Source organism: Bradyrhizobium sp. STM 3562, from assembly GCF_045571435.1.
In the GTDB taxonomy this organism is placed as follows: Bacteria; Pseudomonadota; Alphaproteobacteria; order Rhizobiales; family Xanthobacteraceae; genus Bradyrhizobium.
The window spans coordinates 259,677-279,197 of record NZ_CP120694.1; the positions used below are offsets into that span (position 1 = coordinate 259,677).

16 protein-coding genes and 1 tRNA gene are annotated in these 19,521 nt (G+C 65.5%); 9 read left to right on the top strand and 8 right to left on the bottom strand.

Annotated features, from left to right (window positions below; all coding sequences use genetic code 11):
• Positions 1-25: 25 nt before the first annotated feature.
• The gene (locus P6U23_RS01215; RefSeq protein ID WP_407177816.1) at positions 26-1,117 is read left to right on the top strand and encodes an adenylate/guanylate cyclase domain-containing protein; all 1,092 of its coding nucleotides are present in this window, start codon (positions 26-28) and stop codon (positions 1,115-1,117) included.
• Between the two features lie 89 nt (positions 1,118-1,206).
• Here P6U23_RS01215 and P6U23_RS01220 read toward each other — a convergent pair whose 3' ends face one another.
• From P6U23_RS01220 to tsaD, 6 genes are all read right to left on the bottom strand, one after another.
• The gene (locus P6U23_RS01220; RefSeq protein ID WP_407177817.1) at positions 1,207-2,133 is read right to left on the bottom strand and encodes a tetratricopeptide repeat protein; all 927 of its coding nucleotides are present in this window, start codon (positions 2,131-2,133) and stop codon (positions 1,207-1,209) included.
• Between the two features lie 3 nt (positions 2,134-2,136).
• The gene (locus tag P6U23_RS01225; RefSeq protein WP_407177818.1) at positions 2,137-3,261 is read right to left on the bottom strand and encodes an AAA family ATPase; all 1,125 of its coding nucleotides are present in this window, start codon (positions 3,259-3,261) and stop codon (positions 2,137-2,139) included.
• A gap of 7 nt (positions 3,262-3,268) precedes the next feature.
• Complete coding sequence (locus P6U23_RS01230) at positions 3,269-3,550, bottom strand: hypothetical protein (protein ID WP_407177819.1); 282 nt, start codon at positions 3,548-3,550, stop codon at positions 3,269-3,271.
• 417 nt (positions 3,551-3,967) lie between these two features.
• On the bottom strand, positions 3,968-4,381 hold the full coding sequence (locus tag P6U23_RS01235) for an EVE domain-containing protein (protein WP_407181743.1): 414 nt from the start codon (positions 4,379-4,381) through the stop codon (positions 3,968-3,970).
• A 114-nt stretch (positions 4,382-4,495) separates the two neighbouring features.
• Positions 4,496-5,476, bottom strand: coding sequence for an NAD(P)H-dependent glycerol-3-phosphate dehydrogenase (locus P6U23_RS01240; protein WP_407177820.1), 981 nt, complete (start codon positions 5,474-5,476; stop codon positions 4,496-4,498).
• 192 nt (positions 5,477-5,668) lie between these two features.
• On the bottom strand, positions 5,669-6,742 hold the full coding sequence (tsaD, locus tag P6U23_RS01245) for a tRNA (adenosine(37)-N6)-threonylcarbamoyltransferase complex transferase subunit TsaD (RefSeq protein WP_407181744.1): 1,074 nt from the start codon (positions 6,740-6,742) through the stop codon (positions 5,669-5,671).
• A gap of 334 nt (positions 6,743-7,076) precedes the next feature.
• Between tsaD and P6U23_RS01250 the strand changes: the two genes are divergently transcribed.
• The 5 genes from P6U23_RS01250 (at position 7,077) to P6U23_RS01270 (ending at position 12,696) form a co-directional block, all read left to right on the top strand.
• Complete coding sequence (locus tag P6U23_RS01250) at positions 7,077-7,823, top strand: uroporphyrinogen-III synthase (protein WP_407177821.1); 747 nt, start codon at positions 7,077-7,079, stop codon at positions 7,821-7,823.
• A 50-nt stretch (positions 7,824-7,873) separates the two neighbouring features.
• The gene (locus P6U23_RS01255; RefSeq protein ID WP_407177822.1) at positions 7,874-9,076 is read left to right on the top strand and encodes a COG4223 family protein; all 1,203 of its coding nucleotides are present in this window, start codon (positions 7,874-7,876) and stop codon (positions 9,074-9,076) included.
• Between the two features lie 7 nt (positions 9,077-9,083).
• A complete protein-coding gene (locus P6U23_RS01260; protein WP_407177823.1) occupies positions 9,084-10,907 on the top strand; it encodes a heme biosynthesis HemY N-terminal domain-containing protein in 1,824 nt (607 codons plus the stop codon).
• A gap of 96 nt (positions 10,908-11,003) precedes the next feature.
• Positions 11,004-11,079: transfer RNA gene (locus tag P6U23_RS01265), tRNA-Thr, on the top strand.
• A gap of 102 nt (positions 11,080-11,181) precedes the next feature.
• Positions 11,182-12,696, top strand: coding sequence for a hypothetical protein (locus P6U23_RS01270; RefSeq protein ID WP_407177824.1), 1,515 nt, complete (start codon positions 11,182-11,184; stop codon positions 12,694-12,696).
• Positions 12,697-12,965: 269 nt separating this feature from the next.
• Here the strand turns inward: P6U23_RS01270 and P6U23_RS01275 are convergent, their stop codons facing one another.
• Positions 12,966-14,024 carry a polysaccharide deacetylase family protein gene (locus tag P6U23_RS01275; protein ID WP_407177825.1) on the bottom strand — a complete coding sequence of 353 codons (1,059 nt, stop codon included), beginning with the start codon at positions 14,022-14,024 and terminating at the stop codon, positions 12,966-12,968.
• A 346-nt stretch (positions 14,025-14,370) separates the two neighbouring features.
• Here P6U23_RS01275 and P6U23_RS01280 point away from each other — a divergent pair, with 346 nt between their 5' ends.
• The gene (locus tag P6U23_RS01280; protein WP_407177826.1) at positions 14,371-14,586 is read left to right on the top strand and encodes a hypothetical protein; all 216 of its coding nucleotides are present in this window, start codon (positions 14,371-14,373) and stop codon (positions 14,584-14,586) included.
• Positions 14,587-14,709: 123 nt separating this feature from the next.
• Here P6U23_RS01280 and P6U23_RS01285 read toward each other — a convergent pair whose 3' ends face one another.
• Positions 14,710-16,398, bottom strand: a complete 1,689-nt coding sequence (locus P6U23_RS01285) for an MFS transporter (RefSeq protein ID WP_407177827.1) — start codon at positions 16,396-16,398, stop codon at positions 14,710-14,712.
• Positions 16,399-16,657: 259 nt separating this feature from the next.
• On the opposite strand from P6U23_RS01285, the gene P6U23_RS01290 reads away from it, so the two are divergent.
• Together P6U23_RS01290 and P6U23_RS01295 are read left to right on the top strand one after the other, a co-directional pair.
• Complete coding sequence (locus P6U23_RS01290; protein WP_407177828.1) at positions 16,658-18,046, top strand: cytochrome P450; 1,389 nt, start codon at positions 16,658-16,660, stop codon at positions 18,044-18,046.
• Positions 18,047-18,093: 47 nt separating this feature from the next.
• Entirely contained in the window at positions 18,094-19,503 is a 1,410-nt protein-coding gene (locus tag P6U23_RS01295; RefSeq protein ID WP_407177829.1) for an adenylate/guanylate cyclase domain-containing protein, read from the top strand.
• Positions 19,504-19,521: the final 18 nt, after the last annotated feature.

Consider the following 19,521-nt stretch of genomic DNA (forward strand, 5'->3'; position numbering starts at 1 on the left):
AGGGCATCAACCGCATGATTGCGCCATGCACCTGTCGTCGACGCTGTCCTGGCTTGTCGATGCGGCCGGCGATGTCCCGGGGGCCGACCGGCTGCTCGCGGAACTCGGCGCGCATCTGGTCGGGGATGGTCTGCCGCTCGCCGGTGGCGCGCTGACGCTGGCCGTTCCGCACCCGCTGATTGCGCGGCGCACCTGGCTGTGGCGCGCTGGGAATGGAGAGGTTATCGAGGCGTTCGGCTTCGTGCCGGCAGGGCCACTGTCAGCGCTGCACGCAGGTCCATCCGACGATGCCGGCCGGCATTGGCTCGCTAGCCTCGCGGCCGGCAGCGTGCATGAGGATCGCATCGGTCCATCGGACGGACCTTTGCTCGGTTGGATCGGTCCGCGCCCGTTCACGCCCGTGGAGACCGACCAACTGCGACAGGCTGCCCGTTTCGCCGCGGCGCCGCTTGCGGCTCTCGCAGCGCGCGACACGCTGAGGGCCGCCCTCGACGCCTATCTCGGTCGGCGCAGTGCGGCGCGGGTGCTGGTTGCGCCTTTGCGGCGCGACGTCGGCGAGACCATTCAGGCCGCACTGCTGTTTGCCGACCTGCGCGGGTTCACCGCGCTCTCGGAGAGCCATCCCCCGTCCGAGGTGATCGCAGCGCTCAACGCCTGGTTCGATCGCATCGCCGGCGCGGTTCACGCGTTCGGCGGCGAAGTGCTGAAATTCATCGGCGACGGCGTGCTCGCAATCTTCCCTGTCGTCGGCGGCTCGCCGCGAGCTGCCTGCAATGCGGCGCTACGCGCGTCGTCCGCGGCGCGAACGGGCATGGCCCATCTCGACAAGGAGCGGAACAAGCAGGGACTGGCGCCCCTGCCGTTCGGCGTCGCTTTGCACGTGGGCGAGATTTTTTGGGGCAATATCGGCGCGGCCGATCGGCTGGACTTCACGGCGATCGGGGCGGCGGTCAATCTGGTCAGTCGCCTGGAAGGCTTGTGCCGGCCGCTTCGGAAAACGATCCTTGTGTCAGGCGCGCTCGCCGCACAATCCGAAATGCCGCTGATTGCGCTGGGAACGCATGGCCTGCGCGGCATCGCAGCTCCGTGTGCCGTCTTCACCGTCCCTGAGGATTAGAGCCAGGTCGGCCCGCATGTGTGGCGGGCAAAGCCGTTAACCGCCGGACTTGATGCCGCCGAGAAATCGCGCATGGCGGCGCGGGCCGCTCACTGGGGCCGCTCCTGCGCGCTCTGTTGCGCGCGCAGGCGGTCGCGGGCAGCGAGCGCGCGGGTGTTGGAGGGATCGAGGCTCACCGCGCTGTCGAGCGCGGCCAATGCCTCCTGCGGGCGGCCGGTCGCCTCCAGGATCGCTGCACGTCCGATCAGGCCGCGCGGATCGCGCGGCGCGCGTTTGCTGAACTCATCAAAATCGCGCAGCGCTGTGTCATAGTGCTGCTGGAGCTGCTCGACGTCGGCGCGCGCGAGGTAGGGATCGGGATTGTTCGGTTCGACCCGCTGGGCTTCGTCAAGGTCGGCAATCGCCTTGTCGTAGTTCTTGAGCCTGGCATAGCTGAACCCGCGCAGATAATGCGCGCGGGCGGCGAGCCCTGGTGCCAATAGATCGATTGCCCGGTTCAAGTCTTCAATCGCCGAATCGAACCGGCTCCGCATCATATAGATGAAGGCCCGGTTGACGAGAGCAAAGGCATAGTTCGGCTGGATCTTCAAAGCCGCATCAAAATCCTGCAATGCGCGATCCGGCTGCTTCAGCCGCTGAAGGAAGCCACGCTGATTGTAGGCTGCGGAGAGCTGAGGGCTGGCGACCTTCCCGCTCTCAATCAGGCGTGTGCAGGCTTCGACCAACGGATTGAGATCGGCGCCGTTGGAGAAGCAGGTGGTCACATCGTCATGAACCTCCTTCGGCCAATTGGCGAGGATCGGCGACCGCCGCACCGGCAATGGCGTGGTTGTCGGAACAGGCTTTGCCCAGCCGCCTGGCGCGGATGCCGGTCCCGTGGTGGGCTTCTCGACAAAGATCCAGCCGCAGATCAGAAGCGCCAGCGAAGCCGGCCAGACGTACCATACGATGCGGTACCACCGGTCGAAACTCCAATAGGCGCCGTGCAATGCGGCGATGTTTGCCAAGGAGCGCATGACCTAGCTGTCCCGGACGGCGGATTCTATATCCACCAGCTCGACTTCGGCGACATTGGCATTCGGGTCTTGCGAGGTGCGCAGCGCGTGGTTCTCGCGCACCTTTTCCAGCACAGTTCGCATCGACCTGGCATTGCCCCACTGCGGATCGTTCCGCTGCGCTTCAATCCATGGCGTCAGCTTGGCCTCGAAACCAAGCGGCAACAGATATTGTTGCTCGGCCGCCATCGCGCGGAAGATTTCACAGAGCTCTGACGCCTGGTAGGGAGGGAAGTCGATGGTCTTGGTGAACCGGCTGGCAAGGCCGGGATTGCTAGCGATGAAGCGATGCATCTCCACCGGATACCCCGCCACGATCACCACCAGGCGGTCGCGATGATCTTCCATATATTTGAGAATGGTCTCGATCGCCTCGCGCCCGAAGTCGCCGGGCCGATCGGACGAAGCGAGGCTGTAGGCTTCGTCGATGAACAATATGCCGTCAAGCGCCGAGCGGCAGACGTCCAGCGTCTTCAGTGCGGTCTGCCCGACATAGCCGGCGACGAGCTGGCTTCTGTCGGCCTCGATCAGGTGGCCTTTGCGCAGCACGCCCAACGAACGATAGATGTCGCCGATCGCGCGCGCCACCACCGTTTTGCCGACGCCCGGCGGGCCGGTGAAGACCATGTGCCGGCTGGTCGCGAACACAGGCAGTCCCTGCTCGCGTCGCCGGCGCTCCACTTCCAGGCTCGCTAGCAGCTTGTTGATCTCGGCTTTGACATTGCTGAGCCCGATCATGGCTTCGAGGTCGTTCAGCGCATCATCCGCGGTGCGCGATACCAACCTGGTCGTGCCGGTCGCCGGATCGGTCGAGAGCCGCCGCCCGTAGGTGTAGCCGCTACCGACCGGCACGAGTCCTGCGCCGATAGGATCGTCGCCAATGCGCGCCGCCACGTAGCTGACGCCCGCCGCAGTCAGCAAAGTCGCGACCGCGCCAAAAAATTTCAATGGTGTCATCGCTGTGAACAGACTGCTGATCCAACCCACAAATCCGAGCTGCGGATTGAACAGCAGCATGCTGATCACGCCCGATGCGACGCCGATGAAAATGAACGTCAGGATGAAACGCGGTGTGAGAAAGGTCTGCACGAAGTGCTCACTCTTTGCATAATGGGCGCGGTCGCCAAATCACCTTGACCGTGGCCGTCCCGTTGACCGGTTCCATTCTTGCGGTGGGCGACAGCGACACCAGGAGACCTTTTGCTTCGCCGTCCGCCGACAGCAAATCGACACCGCCGGTTTCCGGCAGCGGGTTTGGGATGGCAATCTGTTCCGGCGTCTCGCTGACGTGAAACTGCGGCGACTGATATTTGCTGGTGCGGAAGCTCACCGTACCGCCCGCCGGATTGCCGGGCGTGGCGACGGTGATGAAGCCCATTGGAAGCCGGCATCCTCTGGAATCGGATTTTGCGACCTGCTGCGCTTGCGGATTGAGGGTCGCGATTGCTTGCGGAACATCCTCCGGCGAAACCGTTGCAACACGAGGCACGCTAGGCTCGTCTCTTGCGTTGATAAGCCAGCCGCCTGCGGCTCCCAATATGACAGCTCCGGTAAGGACGGCGAGCATTGGCAGCGGCCTGGTGCCGGAATGGCCCGCACGCTTCTCGAAGAGACCGGGATGTTCGGAGCCATCCTCTTTGAATTGCATGGTCTATGGCACGAAACTGACGGGCTATAATTGCGCCGATCCAGTGGTGACGTTACTCGATCCATCAATAGCGATCAACGGTTGCAAGTCCATGACGAGACGCGCAAGTTCTCGCCACGCCCGGGTAAGCCGAACGAACGGCTTCCGCTACAGCCCGCCCATCTTGCACACCAGCTTCCACTCGTCCGCCGTCACCGGTTGCACCGAGAGCCGCGAATATTTCACCAGCGCCATGTCCGCGAGCTTCCTCTCCGCCTTGATCGCACCGATGCTCACCGGTTTCGGCAACGGCTTTTCGGCCTTGATATCGACGCAGACGAATTTGCCGGTCTTGTCGGTGGGATCGGGATAGGCTTCCTTGATGACCTCGGCGATGCCGACGATCTCCTTGCCCTCGTTGGAATGATAGAAGAACGCTTTGTCGCCCTTCTTCATGTTCGTAAGGTTCTGCCGCGCGGTGAAATTGCGCACGCCCGTCCAGGCTTCGCCTTTGGCGCCCTTGGCGACCTGCTGGTCCCAGGACCAGGTCGATGGTTCGGATTTCACCAGCCAGTAGCTCATCGCAAACACCATCCGTTCGTCATGGCCGGGCATCGTCCCGGCCATCCACGTTTTCTTGCATTCAATTAGCAAGACGTGGATGCCCGCGACAAGCGCGGGCATGACGGCGTGCAATTATTCCTCCGCCTTGAAGGGGCGCGTCAGCAGGCCCTCGATCGCGGCGTCGATGGTGATCTGTCCGCTCAGGATCGCCGCCACCGCCTTTGATACCGGCATATCGATGTTTTGCGAGGCCGCCAACTCGACCAGCACCGGCGCGGTGAACTCGCCTTCGGCGAGCTTGCCGGCAGGCGGCTGTTCGCCGCGGCCGAGCGCAAGGCCGCGGGCAAAGTTGCGCGACTGCGGGCTCGAGCAGGTCAGGATCAGATCGCCTAGCCCGGAGAGGCCGACCAGCGTCTCGCGCCGCGCGCCGAGCGCGCGCCCCAAGCGGGCGAGCTCGGAAAAACCGCGCGTGGTCAGCGCGGCTTGCGCGGATGCGCCAAGCTGCCGGCCGACCACGATGCCGGCGGCGATGGCCAGCACGTTCTTGGCGGCGCCGCCGATCTCGACCCCACGCACGTCGGTGGTGTGATAGGGCCGGAAGGTCGGCGAGCCCAGCGCCTGCACCAGCGCACGGGCGAGTGTTTCGTCCTTCGCTGCCAATGTCACCGCGGTCGGAAGACCGCGCGCGACATCATCGGCAAAACTCGGGCCTGAGAGGATCGCGGGCACCGCGTGCGGCGCCACGGCCGCGATCACCTCGGTCATGAATTGATGGGTGCCGTGCTCGATGCCCTTGGCGCAGGCGATCACCGGTGTTGTTGCGCGGAGAAGAGGTGCCAGCTCGGTCACGGCGCTGCGCAGATGCTGCGCGGGCGTCGCGACCAGGATGATGTCGGCGCGGGTGGTAGCGGCGAGATCGTTGGTGACGGCGATCTCAGCCGGCAGCGAGGCGCCGGGCAGGCGCGGATTTTCGCGCGCGGCTGCGATCTCCGCGGCATGTGCCGCGTCGCGGGCGTAGAGCGTCACGTTGCGCCCCGCCCGCGCGGCGATAGTGGCGAGCGCTGTGCCCCATGCGCCGGCGCCGATGATTGCGACGGAGGTGAACGAGGCCATGCGCGAGCCTCCTATGCTCCCTCTCCCCGCTCTTGCGGGGAGAGGGTTGGGGTGAGGGGCTGTCTCTGCATATTCGTTGGCTGAGGGACTTGCGGATGGTCCCCCTCACCCGGATTGCATCTTCGATGCAATCCGACCTCTCCCCGCGCGCGGGGCGAGGTGAAGTGACGCGCGCGGCGCGATCGTCTCATCTCAAAATCCCGCGCGTGTATTCGCATATCCCGCCGGCGCCTTGGCGTTGGCGTCCAGCAGCCAGCGGGCGCGGGGCGGGGCGTCCATGCTATCGGTGAGGCCGAGCGCGAGGCGTTCGGCGCCAGCCCAGGCGATCATCGCGCCGTTATCGGTGCACAGCGCGGGCGGCGGAATGATCAGTGTGGTCTGGGCTTTTGCCGCCACGTCCTGCAAGCCGCCGCGGATCGCCTGGTTGGCGGCAACGCCGCCGGCCGCGACCAGCGCGCGCGGCGCGCCGAAACGTTGCTGAAACAATTTCAGGCCGACGCTCAGGCGGTCGGCGGTCGATTCCAGCACGGCCGCCTGAAAGCTCGCGCAGAGATCATTGATGTCCTGCGGCGTGACCTCCACAAGCCGGCTCGCCTCGTTGCGCACGGCGGTCTTCAGGCCCGAGAGCGAGAAGTTCGCGTCAGCGCGGCCAAGCATCGGCCTTGGAAAAGCGAAGCGTGCGGGATCGCCGTTCTTCGCCGCGCGCTCGACCTCGGGGCCGCCCGGATAGGGAAGGCCCAGCATCTTTGCGACCTTGTCGAACGCCTCGCCAATGGCGTCGTCGACCGTGGTGCCGAGCCGCACATAGTTGCCGACGCCCACCACCGCGACGATTTGCGTATGGCCGCCGGAGGCGAGGAACAGGCAGTAAGGGAAGGCGAGGCCGCTGGTAAGCCGCGGGGTCAGCGCATGCGCTTCAAGATGGTTCACCGCGATCAGCGGGGTGTTATGCACCATCGCGATCGCTTTGGCGGTGGTCAGGCCGACGATGACGCCGCCGATCAGGCCGGGACCGGCGGCAGCGGCCACTGCCGACAATTGATCGAAGCGCGTGCCCGCCTCCTGCATGGCGCGCGCGATGATGCCGTCGAGCAGATCGACATGGGCGCGGGCGGCAATCTCCGGCACCACGCCGCCGAAGCGCGCGTGCTCCTCGATTTGCGAGCGCACGATGTTGGACAGAATCCTGCCGCCGCCGTCGCTCTGGCGCGCGATGACAGCAGCGGCGGTCTCGTCACAGGTGGTCTCGATCCCCAAGACCAGCATCGGCTTGTCGTGACTCAATCCAAGAACCTCTGATCGATTTGAGCATGATACTTCCGAAAAACCGGTACCCGCTTTTTCGGATCATGCTCTGCGCTCGCGTTTTCGTAACAATCGGGTAGCATTCCCCGGTCATAAGGTGCAATCGTCCACTTGCGGTCGGTTTGGAGTGAAGCGCGCTCCCAACTGTCACCGTCACCCTGAGGAGGCCGCTCCGCGGCCGTCTCGGAGGGCGACGGCCCGGGTGGCCGCAGCGGGGCGTGCATCCTTCGAGGCTCGCTTGCGCGAGCGCCTCAGGATGACGGTCGAGGGTGCCGATTCTGGCAAGGGTTTAGGGATGGCCGTTCTGCTCACGCGTCCGCGTCCTGATAACGAAGCGAGCGCGGCACGGTTGCGCGCGCGCGGCGTTGACGTGCTGCTGGCGCCGATGCTGCGGTTCGAGCCGGTTGCCTTTGTGGATGATCCGGGCGTGCATTACGATGCCGTGATCGCCACGTCATCCAATGCGCTGCGCGCGATCGCGGCGCAGCTTGCGCAATCGCGCCTGACCGAGCTGCCGCTGTTTGCGGTCGGCGACCATACCGGATCAACTGCGCGCGAGCTGGGCTTTACCAAGGTGATCTCGGCCGCCGGCGATGTGGCGGCTTTGCGCGAGCGCCTGCTTCAAAGCAGGCCGGCGAAGGAGCTGCAGGAAAAAAGCAGGCTGCTTTACCTCGCCGGCGTCGACATTTCGCGCGATCTCGCGGGAGAGCTGCGCGAGCATGGCCTTGATGTGGTCACGCGGACGACCTACCGGATGGCCGCGCTCTCCACCTTGCCGCACGAGGTCTGCGAAGCTTTCGCAGCCAATGCGGTGCAGGCGGTCCTGCATTATTCCCAGCGCACCGCGGCCGCCTTTCTGGAGGCGGCGCGGACCGAGGGGATCGAGATTTCGGCACTTTCCGTGCCACAATGCTGCATTTCCGGCAATGTTGCGACCGTGCTGCGCGAGGCCGGCGCCCGGCAGGTATCGGTGGCGGCTTCGCCGAACGAAAATGCCTTGTTCGAGGCCTTAGACCGTGCTTTGCGCTCCCGATTGGCGTAAAGAGCGGGCCGAATCTGGTAAACCTGCTCATCAAATCCGGGAACGTAGCGATGGCCGATGACAGTCAACAGGATGCTCCATCGCAGGCCGACACCGGCCGCGCAAGGCGTGCTCCGCCAACCATCGATCTCGAGGCCACAGAAGTCACCACGGCACCCAATCCGGAAGCCGATACGGCCTCGACGGACCCCGAAGGCGGCAAGGAGCCGAAGGTCGAGTCCGCGGCGGAACAGTCCTCCGCCCCGGAGCAGGGCGAGCCGGCCGCTTCGGCGACGTCGAACGCGCGTCCGATCTCACCTTGGGTGATCGCGCCGTTCTCCGGCGCAGTCGCCGCGGCGCTGGTGATCGCGGTCGGCTGGATGCTCGGCTGGCCGGCCGTGCAGGCCCCGCCGCAAATCAGCGCCTCCGATGTCGATGCGCTCTCGGCACGCCTCGCAAGTCTCGAGGCCAAGGCCGGCAAGCCAAGCACCGATCCCGCGCTTGCCGCGCGCACCGACGCGCTTGACAAGTCGATTGCATCCTTGCGCGGCGATCTCGCCAATCTGCGCACGCAATCGGACAAGCTTGCCGCTGCCGTCAATGACTTGAAATCGGCGCCGCGCGATGCCGCCGGCAATGTCGATCTCTCGCCCCTCAACAACCGCATCGCGGAGCTCGAGCGCGCGCTTCGCGCGGAGGGCGCCGCGATCGCGCAGCAAAACGACAAGATCGCCGACAGCAAAGCCGCCGACGATCTGCCGCTGCGCCGCCTCGTGGCGGCATCGCTGCTCGACGTCACGGTCCGCCATGGCGATCCCTATTCATCCGCGCTGGCAACCGCGAAAACCCTGGCGCCGAACCCGGATGAACTCAAGCCGCTGCAGGCCTTTGCCGCCACCGGCGTGCCGAATCCGCCGATGCTGAGCCGCGAGCTGCTGGCGCTGGTGCCAAAACTGCAGCCGGCCTCGCACGAGGCCGCCGCGTCCGGCGCAGGCGTCATCGAGCGGCTGCAGGCGGGCGCAGCCAAATTGGTCAAGATCGAACGTACCGATGCGAGCGGCAACGACCGCGGTGCGGTGGTGGCGCGTGTGACAGCGGCGGCATTGCGCAATGACTTCGCCGAGGCGCGGCGGGAATTGAATACGCTGTCGCCGGCCGATCGCGCGCCCGCGCAAGCCTGGCTCGACAAGGTCGATGCGCGCGATGCCGCGCTTGCCGCCTCGCGTCAATTCGCCGATTCGACGATGGCGGCGCTCGCCAAATCGGGACAATAGAGTTTTCATGATCCGCATCGTCCTGTTTCTGCTCGCTATCGCGCTTGCTGCCGCCGGCGCGGCCTGGGTCGCCGACCAGGCCGGCGAGGTCGTGCTGTCCTGGGGCACTTATAAGATCACGGCGACGCTACCGGTGTTTGCGCTTCTGCTCGGCATCGTCGCCGTTGCCGCGGTGATTGCCTGGAGCGTGTTTCTCGGGGTGTGGCGGACGCCGGGCCGGATCCGGCGTCGTCGCCGCGAGCGGCGCCATGCCCGCGGGCGGCACGCCGTCACCCATGGCCTGCTCGCGATCGGCCATGGCGATGCGGCGGCGGCGCGTAACCATGCCGCCGTGGCGCGCCGGCTGATCGGCAATGATCCGCTGGCGCTGCTCTTGCACGCGCAAGCGGCGCAACTCGAGGGCGATCGTGAGGGCGCCAATCTTGCTTTCCGCGCCATGGCCGAGCGCGAGGATACGCGGCTGCTTGGCTTGCGCGGCCTGTTCATCGAGGCGCAGCGCGCCGACGATCTGCACCAGGCGGTGATGCTCGCGGAGGAGGCGCTCAAGCTTGCGCCGTCATCGACGTGGGCCTCGCACGCCGTGCTCGGCTTCCGCTGCGCGAGGGGTGACTGGAGCGGCGCGCTGAAAATCCTCGACAACAATCTGGCTTCCGGCCTGATCGACAAGCCGACCTATCGCCGCCAGCGCGGCGTGCTGCTCACGGCGCGCGCGCTGGAGCTCGAGAACACCGATCGCGATCGTGCGCGCGAAAGCGTGATGGAAGCGGTGAAGCTGGCGCCGACGCTGGTGCCGGCCGCCGCGCTGGCCGCGAAATTCGAGAGTGAGGCGCACCAGGTGCGGCGCGCGATGCGCACGGTGGAAACGGCCTGGCTCGCGCAGCCGCATCCCGATCTCGCCGACGCCTATGCGCATGTGCGGCTGGGGGATTCGGCGCGGCAGCGGCTGGTGCGGGTCGAGACGCTCGCCGCCAAGACACCAGGCCATGTCGAGGGCGCGCTGGCGATCGCGCGTGCGGCGATCGACGCGTCCGAATTTACCAAAGCGCGCGCCGCGCTGGCGCCGTTTACGGCCGATCCGACGCAGCGCGTGGCGCTCCTGATGGCGGAGATCGAGCGCACCGAGCATGGCGACAGCGGCAAGGCGCGCGCCTGGACCTTGCGCGCGGTGCGCGCGCGGCACGATCCGGCCTGGACCGCGGACGGCTATGTCAGCGATCGCTGGCGGCCGGTGTCGCCGGTGACAGGGCGGCTCGACGCGTTCCAGTGGCAGACCCCCGTCGCCAGCCTGCCCTCGGACAAGGGCCATACCATCGAATCCTCACCCTTCGAGGAAGCGATGCTGGCGGCACCATCGCCGCAGCGGGAGCAGCCCGCGACCTCCCAAGCTGCTGCCGAGCCGCCGCGGGAAACGGTAGCCGCGCCCGCAGGTCCAGCGCCCGGAACGCCGGTGCAGGACGGGGCTCTTGCGGCCCAGCCGATCCAGCACCAGACGGTCCAGGACAATGCGCCGCCGGGCTCCAACGGGCCGTCGCCCTCGAAGACCGATGAAACGCCGGCCGAAACCGCGCCGATGGCGGCCGATCCGCCCAAACCGGCCCCGGCACCGCAGCCCGAATCGGCCACTGCCGCGGCAGCGCCCCTGTTCCGTTCCCGCGCCGATCTCGGCAAGCAGCCGAACGCGGCGATACCGCCGGTGATTCCCCTTGTCCGCCCGCCCGATGATCCCGGGGTCGAGGACGAGCCCCGAACGGACGAGTTTTCGGAACAAATCGGCGCGCCTCCGGCGCAGGCCGGCGGCTGGCGGGGGTTTTGGTCGCGCCTCGGCGGGTAACTTTTGGACCGCCCCGGCCTGTTGTCCTTGCCAATTCGTTGCTTCGCCGATATCAGGTGCGCACGCGTTGTCAGGGTCTGCTCGCGCAAAGAAATCGCCGCAATAGCTCAGTTGGTAGAGCACGTCATTCGTAATGACGGGGTCGGGGGTTCGAGCCCCTCTTGCGGCACCATTGCTGCGGTCCTGATGGCCCACACGTTCCGTCCGCAAGTGGCGCGTTAAGACTCGTCCGCTAATGTCGGGCGGTGATGTCTTACGAACCGTCTCCATCCCCATGACCGTGGACGTCGATGCCGTTGCGCGTCCGGCGCCGGCCTATCCGGCCGATCGGGAACGACGGGGGCCGATACCATGGCTTCTGGTCGCGCTCGTATTCGCCGCCGCGATCGTGATGCGGCAACTCGTGCCGCTCAACACCGATGTGAGCTGGCTGCTCGTGGTCGCCGAACGCATGCTCGATGGCCAGCGGCTCTACCGCGACATGATCGAGACCAATCCGCCGATGGCGGCATTCGCCTATTTGCCGGCCGCGTGGCTGGCTCGCATTTTCGGAGTCGCCCCGAGACATGTGGTCGATGCTCAACTGTTGCTGCTCGCGGCGGCGTCCCTGTTCGCGGTGTGGCGAATGCTTCGGTTGTCGCCGACGCTTGGTCGGACAAAATCGGACCTGTTGATTGTCTGGGCCGTGGCCGTTTTGACCGTTCTACCCATGCATGTCTTCGGGCAGCGGGAACATATGGCCACCCTTGCGTTCCTGCCGGCGCTCGCAGCCTACGCGCTGCGCAGCAATCGCGAGCCGCTGCCGCTCTGGGCAATTCTGATTGCCGGCGCGGGGGCCGGCATTACGCTCGCGTTCAAACCGTATTTTGCTGTGCCGACAGCGCTGTGCATCATCTCAGCCGCTATACGTTCGCGCTCGTGGCGCGTGCTGTTCGCGCCGGAGAACATCATCGCCGGTGCGCTGGTGTCCGCGGCCAGTCTCGGTACCTACGCGTGTTATCCCGAATATTTTACGATTATGTATCCGCTGGCCCGCGATACCTATCTGTCCTGGTCGATGCCGGCGTCGGCCGTGCTTCTCAACAGTGCAACGCTGATCTTCGCCGTAGCCATGGCGCTGATGGCGCTATCGCAGAGAAAGCTGGACGGGTTGTTGCTTGCAGCCATCATGGCCTCGATCGGCTTCGCCATCTCGTTCGTTCTGCAGCGGCGCGGCTGGCCCTATCATTCCTATCCGATGGTCGCGCTGGCCATGCTTGTGATGGGCTATGCGCTGCTGGACGAAACCGGCCCAGGGGCGCGGCCGCACCGTGTCGGCACTGCGGCCGCGCTGATTCTGGCCGCGACATTTTGGCTCGGCAGCCGGTGGTTCGATACCAGGATCTATGTCGGTCCAATCGAGCAAGCGGTGGCCGGCCTCAAGCTGCATCCACGATTATTGGTGCTGAGTGGCGAGGCCGCGATCGGACATCCGCTGGTGCACGATCTCGGCGGCACCTGGGTTTCTCGCCAGCAGAGCTTGTTGATTCGCGAGTGGGTGGAGCTGACGCGCGAGCGGTCGTCAGTCGATGCGGCAACGGACGCCAGGCTGAACGACTACCTGGCGCTGGAACGCAAATGGCTGATCGAGGATTTCAAAAAGCTGCCACCCGATATCGTTCTGATCGATGATCTGCGCGATGGATGGGGGGATTGGGCGCGGGCCGATGCCGAGCTGTCGCAGCTTCTGAAGCCTTATTCGTCGGTCGGCTCTGTTGAGGGAATCGAGATTCTCCGCCGAACGGAGTGATCGGCCGCTTCAAGAGCCCTCGGCGAGAACCGCAGAAGCGCTGCCACGAATCGGTCGAAGCGCTCGTGATCGACGAGCTGCATCGCCATGCGATTGTTGGTGAGCGCTTTTATTTTTGCGCGGACGCTGCGACATACTCCGTCGTCATTATGGGGCGCCTCGAAGAGGCGAACCCGGAATCTCGAGATTCTCAGGCGCGCAATTGCGCACCATAGTTCGATGCTTCGCATCGCCCCGGACTGACCGCGGCGAGGACGAGATAGCGCCGCCTACTGCTTCGAGACCGTCTGCACCACGCTCGAGACGGGACGCGTGCTCGCGGTGGGTGCCTTGATCTCCTTCGCAAACGCCTCGTCATATTCGGGCAGTGTCTGGAAGGTGGTCTTGGCCTTCATCTGCACGACCTTGTAACCGCCGGCCTTGAGCTGCTTCAGCAGCTCGGGCAGCGCCTCGGCGGTGTGCTTCTGGAAATCGTGCATCAGGATGATGCCTTTGCCGAGCTTCGCCAGCTTGGTCATCACATTGTTCACGACCTTCTCGGCGGTGGCGTCGCGCTTGTAGTCGAAAGAGTCGAGATCGCAGGAGAACATCGCGACGTTGCGGGTGCCGAGATAGGCGACCATCGCCGGATTGTGCTGCAGCTCGGGGAAACGGAAGAACGGCGCGGGATCGGTACCCAGCGCCCATTTCACGGCGCTGAAGCCCTTCTCGATCTCGTCCCTGGCCATCTGCTCGGTCATCTTCTTGCTGTTCAGATTGGCGTGCGACCAGGTGTGCGCGCCGACGGTGTGGCCGGCAGCCAAAACCTGCCGGAGTATCTCCGGATGATAGGTCGCATGCTTGCCGATCGAGAAGAACACCGCCTTGGTGCATTCGTCGTCGAGCGCTTTTAAAACCGCGGGCGTGTTGTTCGGCCAGGGTCCGTCATCGAAGGTCAGCACGACCTCCTTGTCGGTCAGGAAATCGAACTGCTTGAAATGCTCGAAGCCGAAGCCCGGGCCGCCCGTGGTGTCGACCTCGACCACGCGGGAAACCCCCAGCGCGTCCGGATTGGCGCAGGCCTTTTGCGGCGCGGGCGCCGTTGCGAGCGCCGGGGCGGCCGCCGAGGCCGGGGCGGAAGGGGCTGCGGGCTTCGGCGCCAGTGCGCCCGTGACCTCGACATCGTCCTTGGCCGCGAGCTTGGCTGGCGGATTGGCCGGCGGCGGCTCATGGACCGCCACGGTCTGGGGCGCGGCGTTGGTATGGGGCGCGGCAATCAAGAACCAGGCGCCGGCGATCACGGCCGCCACCACAACACTGCCCAGCATCAGGGCTAACGCACTACGCATGTCACTGTTTCCAATACGCAATCAAGGGGACGCGGCCTTCGCGCGTTCCCATTAATGCGAAGAAAGTGTTAACGCGACACCAACACGACTCCATTTGGTGAAGGAATTCGATGCGATGCGGCCTTCCTGATGATGTCACAGTTGCCTGTCAGCGCGCGAGAGCCACCGGCTCGGTGCATGGTCGCGGCCACCGCAACAACGCAACCACCGTCGAGGCGGTTGCCAATGGGACACGAACTGACCGCAGCTTTCTCGCGCCCGCTGCGAAGGCCGGCCTGGTGCTGGCCTTTTTTCCGCATCATGCTCTACAACCCTTGCCGCATGCTTGGCCTGAAAGGCGTGACCCATGACCAGATTTCTTTGTTTGATTCCGTTTGCTTTGATTGCTTCCGACGCTCTGGCGCAGAGCGCGCATGAACATGACGCCTGCGCACGTGACGTTGCGCGCTTTTGCCGCGCCCATATCAACGACGGCGACCAGGCGGTGCTGGCCTGTCTGCAGCAAAATCGCCAGCGCATCAGTCGGGCCTGCGAGAAGGTGATGGCCGAACACGGGCAGTGACGCGAGGCGTCATTCCGGGGCGGTCCGCAACCCCGAATCTCGCGCCACAACTTCTGGATTCCGGGTGCGCGACGTCGTCGCGCCCCGGAATGACGGTGCAGGTCATGACGGTGTAAGTTAAACTTAGGTGCTGCTCCCTGCCGCACTCGCGATCACCGGCAGCACGTCGTTGGCGGCGCGGTCGGGCGTGTCGTCCTTCCAGCGCACGGAGCCGAACGGCCGCTCCAGCATGCGGCGGATGCGCACGGGATCGGGGCCGATGTGGAAGGCGATCGCCCGCTGATGCAGCGCGCGCTCGGGCTGCGTCGCGCGGTTGCGCTGGCGCAGGTAATCGAGCCAGGTCGGGCAATGATAGCGCTCGGTCCACAATTCGGGATCGGCGATGTCGCGCGCCAGCGACCAGCCATACGCGCCGTTGCGCTGGCGGGATAGCTGCACGTCCTGCATCACGTTATGGAACGCCCGCGCATTGTCGTGGGCGACGCGATACTCGATTTCGACCACCAAGGGTCCGCTGCGCCCGGTCAGCGCGAGCCGCACCTCGGGATCGGCGAGCACTTCGGCGTCCTCGCCGCGCGCGCCGATGCGCGGCATGCGCAGCCACAGGCCGAGCAGCGGCGAAGCCAGCATCAGCCCGGCGGAGACCAGTAGCGCGATCTCGACGCCCGCGGCATCGGTGAGCCGGCCCCATCCCCAGCTTCCGATGGCGATGCCGCCCGAGATCGCAGCCTGGTAGGCCGCGAGCGAGCGCCCGGCCACCCAGCGCGGCGCGGAGAGCTGCACACCGATGTTGAAGAGCGCCACCGCCATCATCCACACCGCGCCCGCGACCACCAGCGCGGCCGCCGTCAGCACCGGCTGATGGCTGAGCGCCACCGCCGCGATCGACCCGCCCATCGACAACGTGCAGGCGCGAATCGCCGCCTCGCCGCTCAGCCGCTTGCGTACCTCGCCGATGTTGAGCGCGCCGATCACCGCGCCGAGGCCAAAGGCGCCCAGCATGATGCCGTAAGTCTGCGCGCCGCCCTGGAGGAGATCGCGGGTGACCAGCGGCATTAGCGCCAGGATGGCGCCGCCGATGATGCCGGTCACCATGGTGCGCATCAGCACGATCTTGATCGGCGGGGAATTGGTGATGTAGCGCACGCCCGATACGATGGCGCGGCTGAACCTTTCACGCGGCAGGCGTGACGGTTCGGCGACCCGCTTCCACAGGAACAGCGCCGCGATCAACGGCAGATAGAGCAGGGCGTTGAGCGCAAAGGCCGCCACCGCGCCCAGGCTCGCCACCACGATGCCGCCGATCGCCGGACCCATGCTGCGCGCGATGTTGTAGCTGATGCCGTTCAGGGCGACCGCGGCCGGCAGCGCCTCCGGCGGCACCTGCTCGCTGACCGAGGATTGCCAGGCCGGCCCCATCAGCGCCATGCCGCTGCCGACAACGAAGCACAGCGCCAGCAGCAAGTTCGGCGTGATCAGGCCGAGCCAGGCCAGCACCGTCAGCACGGTCGCGCCGGTGAGCGCGATCGCGAGCGAGACCAGCGCGACGATACGGCGGTCGTGCATGTCGGCGATCGCGCCGGCGGGCATCGAGATCAGCATCACCGGCAGCATCAAGGCGGTTTGCACCAGCGCGATCTTGTCGGCGGAGGCGGTCATCTGGGTCATCGCCCAGGCGGCGCCGACGCCCTGGATCAGGATGCCGAGATTGGAGAGCAGGCTCGCGAGCCAGATACGCCGGAAGGTGGCATAGCGAAGCGGCGCGGTGATGCCGTCGCCGCTGAGCATCTGGGGTTTTGGCGTCTCGGTCATCGCGGGTTCCGTCGGGCCTGCTATGCCTGATTCTTGAGCGCTTGTGATGCCCGGGAAAACTCGTCCCTGTCCAGGCCAAGGTGAGCGATTTGGACTGCAGATGCCGGCTAACAGGCTGAAGATGAAGGCTGGATCCGACGGCGGGCGCGCGGCTTCGGCCCGGCGCGATGGTGCGCTCGGCCCGCTGGCGTCGATTGCGGCCTTCGAACCGACTAACTAGTTCTCTAGTGTCTCTGTGATCCCCCGACCGGAGGCCCCCGTGAGCATCGCTGAAGCCTACGACACGCCCATCACCCGGGCCCCGCTGGTGCCGCCAAGCCCGCCGCTGGCGCCGGATCATCTGTCGGCCATCGGCCGCATCAGCAGGATGCGCAAGAATGCGATCTCCACCTGGGGACCGCGCGCCTATCAAGAGGAGGTCGTCCAGGGCCGGTTCTTCGGCCGCAGCAGCTTCATTCTCAATACGCCTGATGCGATCCGGCACGTGCTCGTCGACAATTACGAAAACTATTCGAGAACGCCGGCTGGCATCCGCGTGCTGCGGCCGATGCTCGGCAACGGCGTACTGATTGCCGAGGGGCGGGCCTGGAAGCATCAGCGCCGCACGCTGGCGCCGGCCTTCACGCCGCGCGCGGTTGTCACCCTCGTGCCGCACATGCTGGCGGTGATCGACGCTACCGTCGCCGAACTGAAAGCCAAGGCTGGCGCGCCGCTCGAATTGCGCGAAGTGATGCAGCGCATGACGCTCGAGATCGCCGGTCGCACCATGTTCTCCTTCGAGATGGGCCGGCACAACGCGACCTTGCGCGACTTTGTCATGGAATATGCCAACGAGCTGGCGCGGCCGCATTTCCTCGACATGGTGCTGCCGCTGTCCTGGCCGACGCCGCAGGATTTCGCGCGCGCCCGTTTCCGCAAGCGTTGGACCGCCTTCATCGCGAAGCTGATGGCGGAACGGCGCGCGGCCGGCAAGAATGACGGCGCGCCGCCGCGCGATCTGTTCGACCTCATGGGCGAGGCGCGCGATCCCGAGACGGCCCTGCGCTTTTCCGAGGAGCAGCTCGGCGACGAGGTCGCAACCATGATTCTCGCCGGGCACGAGACCACCGCGCTCACGCTGTTCTGGTCATTGTATCTGCTGGCGCTCGATCCCGTGACGCAGGACGAAGTGGTGGAAGAGGTCAGCAGTGTTGCCGTAAATGGCGTGCCTGACCTCGACCGGCTGAAATTCACCCGCGCCGTGATCGACGAAAGCCTGCGCCTCTATCCGCCGGCGTTCTTGATCGCGCGGGCGGCAACAGCGCCCGATACCGTCGCGGGACTGCCGGTGCGCAAAGGCGACGTCATCATGATCGCGCCCTGGCTGTTGCACCGCCATGAAAAGCTATGGCGGCAGCCGGCAGCATTCATCCCGCAGCGTTTCATGCCGCCTTCACCGCCACCCGATCGTTTTGCCTATCTGCCGTTTGGTGCTGGCCCAAGGGTCTGTATCGGCGCGCATTTCGCGCTCGTGGAGGCGACGCTGGCGCTGGCCAAACTGATACGCGCATTTCGGGTCGGGTTGCAGGATACGACGCCAGTGATGCCGGTCGGCGTGGTCACCACCCAACCGGACCACTCGCCGTTGTTTGTCATCAAGCCAAGATAGTGAAGGGGGATTGTTTCGAGCTCTCCACGATCCCATTTAGGCTACGCATGAGCGACATTGCCGCCCAGATTTCGGTTTTGAAGCAGACCGCCGACCCGGCCGTCGCCGATGCGATCGGCCAGTTGATCGCGACCGGCGCGGATGCCGAGCTCAATCGCATCAACGCGCTGGATTTTTCCAGACGCACCTCGCTCGATGAAGAAAAGGTGATATCCGGCTTCCTGCATGCGTCCAGGCTCGGGCTGTTTGACCTGAGTTGGAACGTGCTGTGCCCCGGCTGCGGCGGCGTTCTCGGTGCGCACGACACGCTGAAATCGCTGCGCCCCGATGACTACCATTGCGGTCTGTGCGCCTGCGGCTACGAGCCGTCGGTCGACGAGCAGGTCGAGGTGGCCTTCACCGTCAGTCCGAGGGTCAGGCGGATCGCCGCGCACGACCCGAACTCGCTGCCCTTGTGGGACTACTACAAGCAGGTGTTCTGGAGCTCCGGCATCGATCTCAACACCACAAATTTTTCCTCGCTCACCGAGGAAGTGACGCTCGAAGCGCTGGAACTGCCCGCAGGCGAGAAAGCCGTGATGTCGCTGCAGCTTCCGGAGCAATTCATCATCCTGTTCGAGCCGGTGACGCATTCCGCCCACTTCATCGACGTCCAGGGCGAGCCGACCAAAGAGCGCCAGCAGTTCGGCCTCGTCTACAACAAGCTGCATCCCCCGACGGGTTCGATGACGATGCGGCCTGGCCCGTTGCGATTGTCGGTCGACAATCAGGCCGGCGTGCGGGTGCTGCCCTCCGTCTTCATCGCCGGCGAGGCGTTGCATGAGCTGCTCGGCAAGCGCAGGCCATTTCTCACAGCGAAGCGGATGCTGTCGAACCAGACGTTCCGCGACGTCTTCAAGGCCGACAATCTCAATGTCGACCAGCGGCTGAAGATCACTTCGCTGACCTTCTTGTTTACAGATCTCAAGGGCTCGACGGCGCTCTATGAGCGGGTCGGCGATCTCGCGGCCTTCGACCTGGTGCGGGCGCATTTCCGTGCGCTGCTGGAGATCATCGCCTCCGAGAAGGGCGCGGTGGTCAAGACCATCGGCGATGCCGTGATGGCGACCTTTGTGCGTCCCGAACACGCGTTGATTGCGGGCTTGCGCATGCGCGCGGCGATGGACGAGCTCAACAAGCAGCGTGGCAGCAACGATCTCCTCCTCAAGATCGGGATTCACGAGGGTTCGTGCCTGGCGGTAATGCTCAACGAGCGGCAGGACTATTTTGGTCAGACCGTCAACATCGCATCGCGGGTGCAGAGCCTGTCGACATCGCGCGAGATCCACGTGACCGCGCCGGTGATCGACACGCCGGCCGTGGTCTCTATCCTGGAGAAGGAGGCGATCACGCCGATCCAGAAGCACGCGGCGCTGCGTGGCATCGCCGACAAGATGGTGGTGTACGAAATACCTTAGGTGCCGTCATTCCGGGGC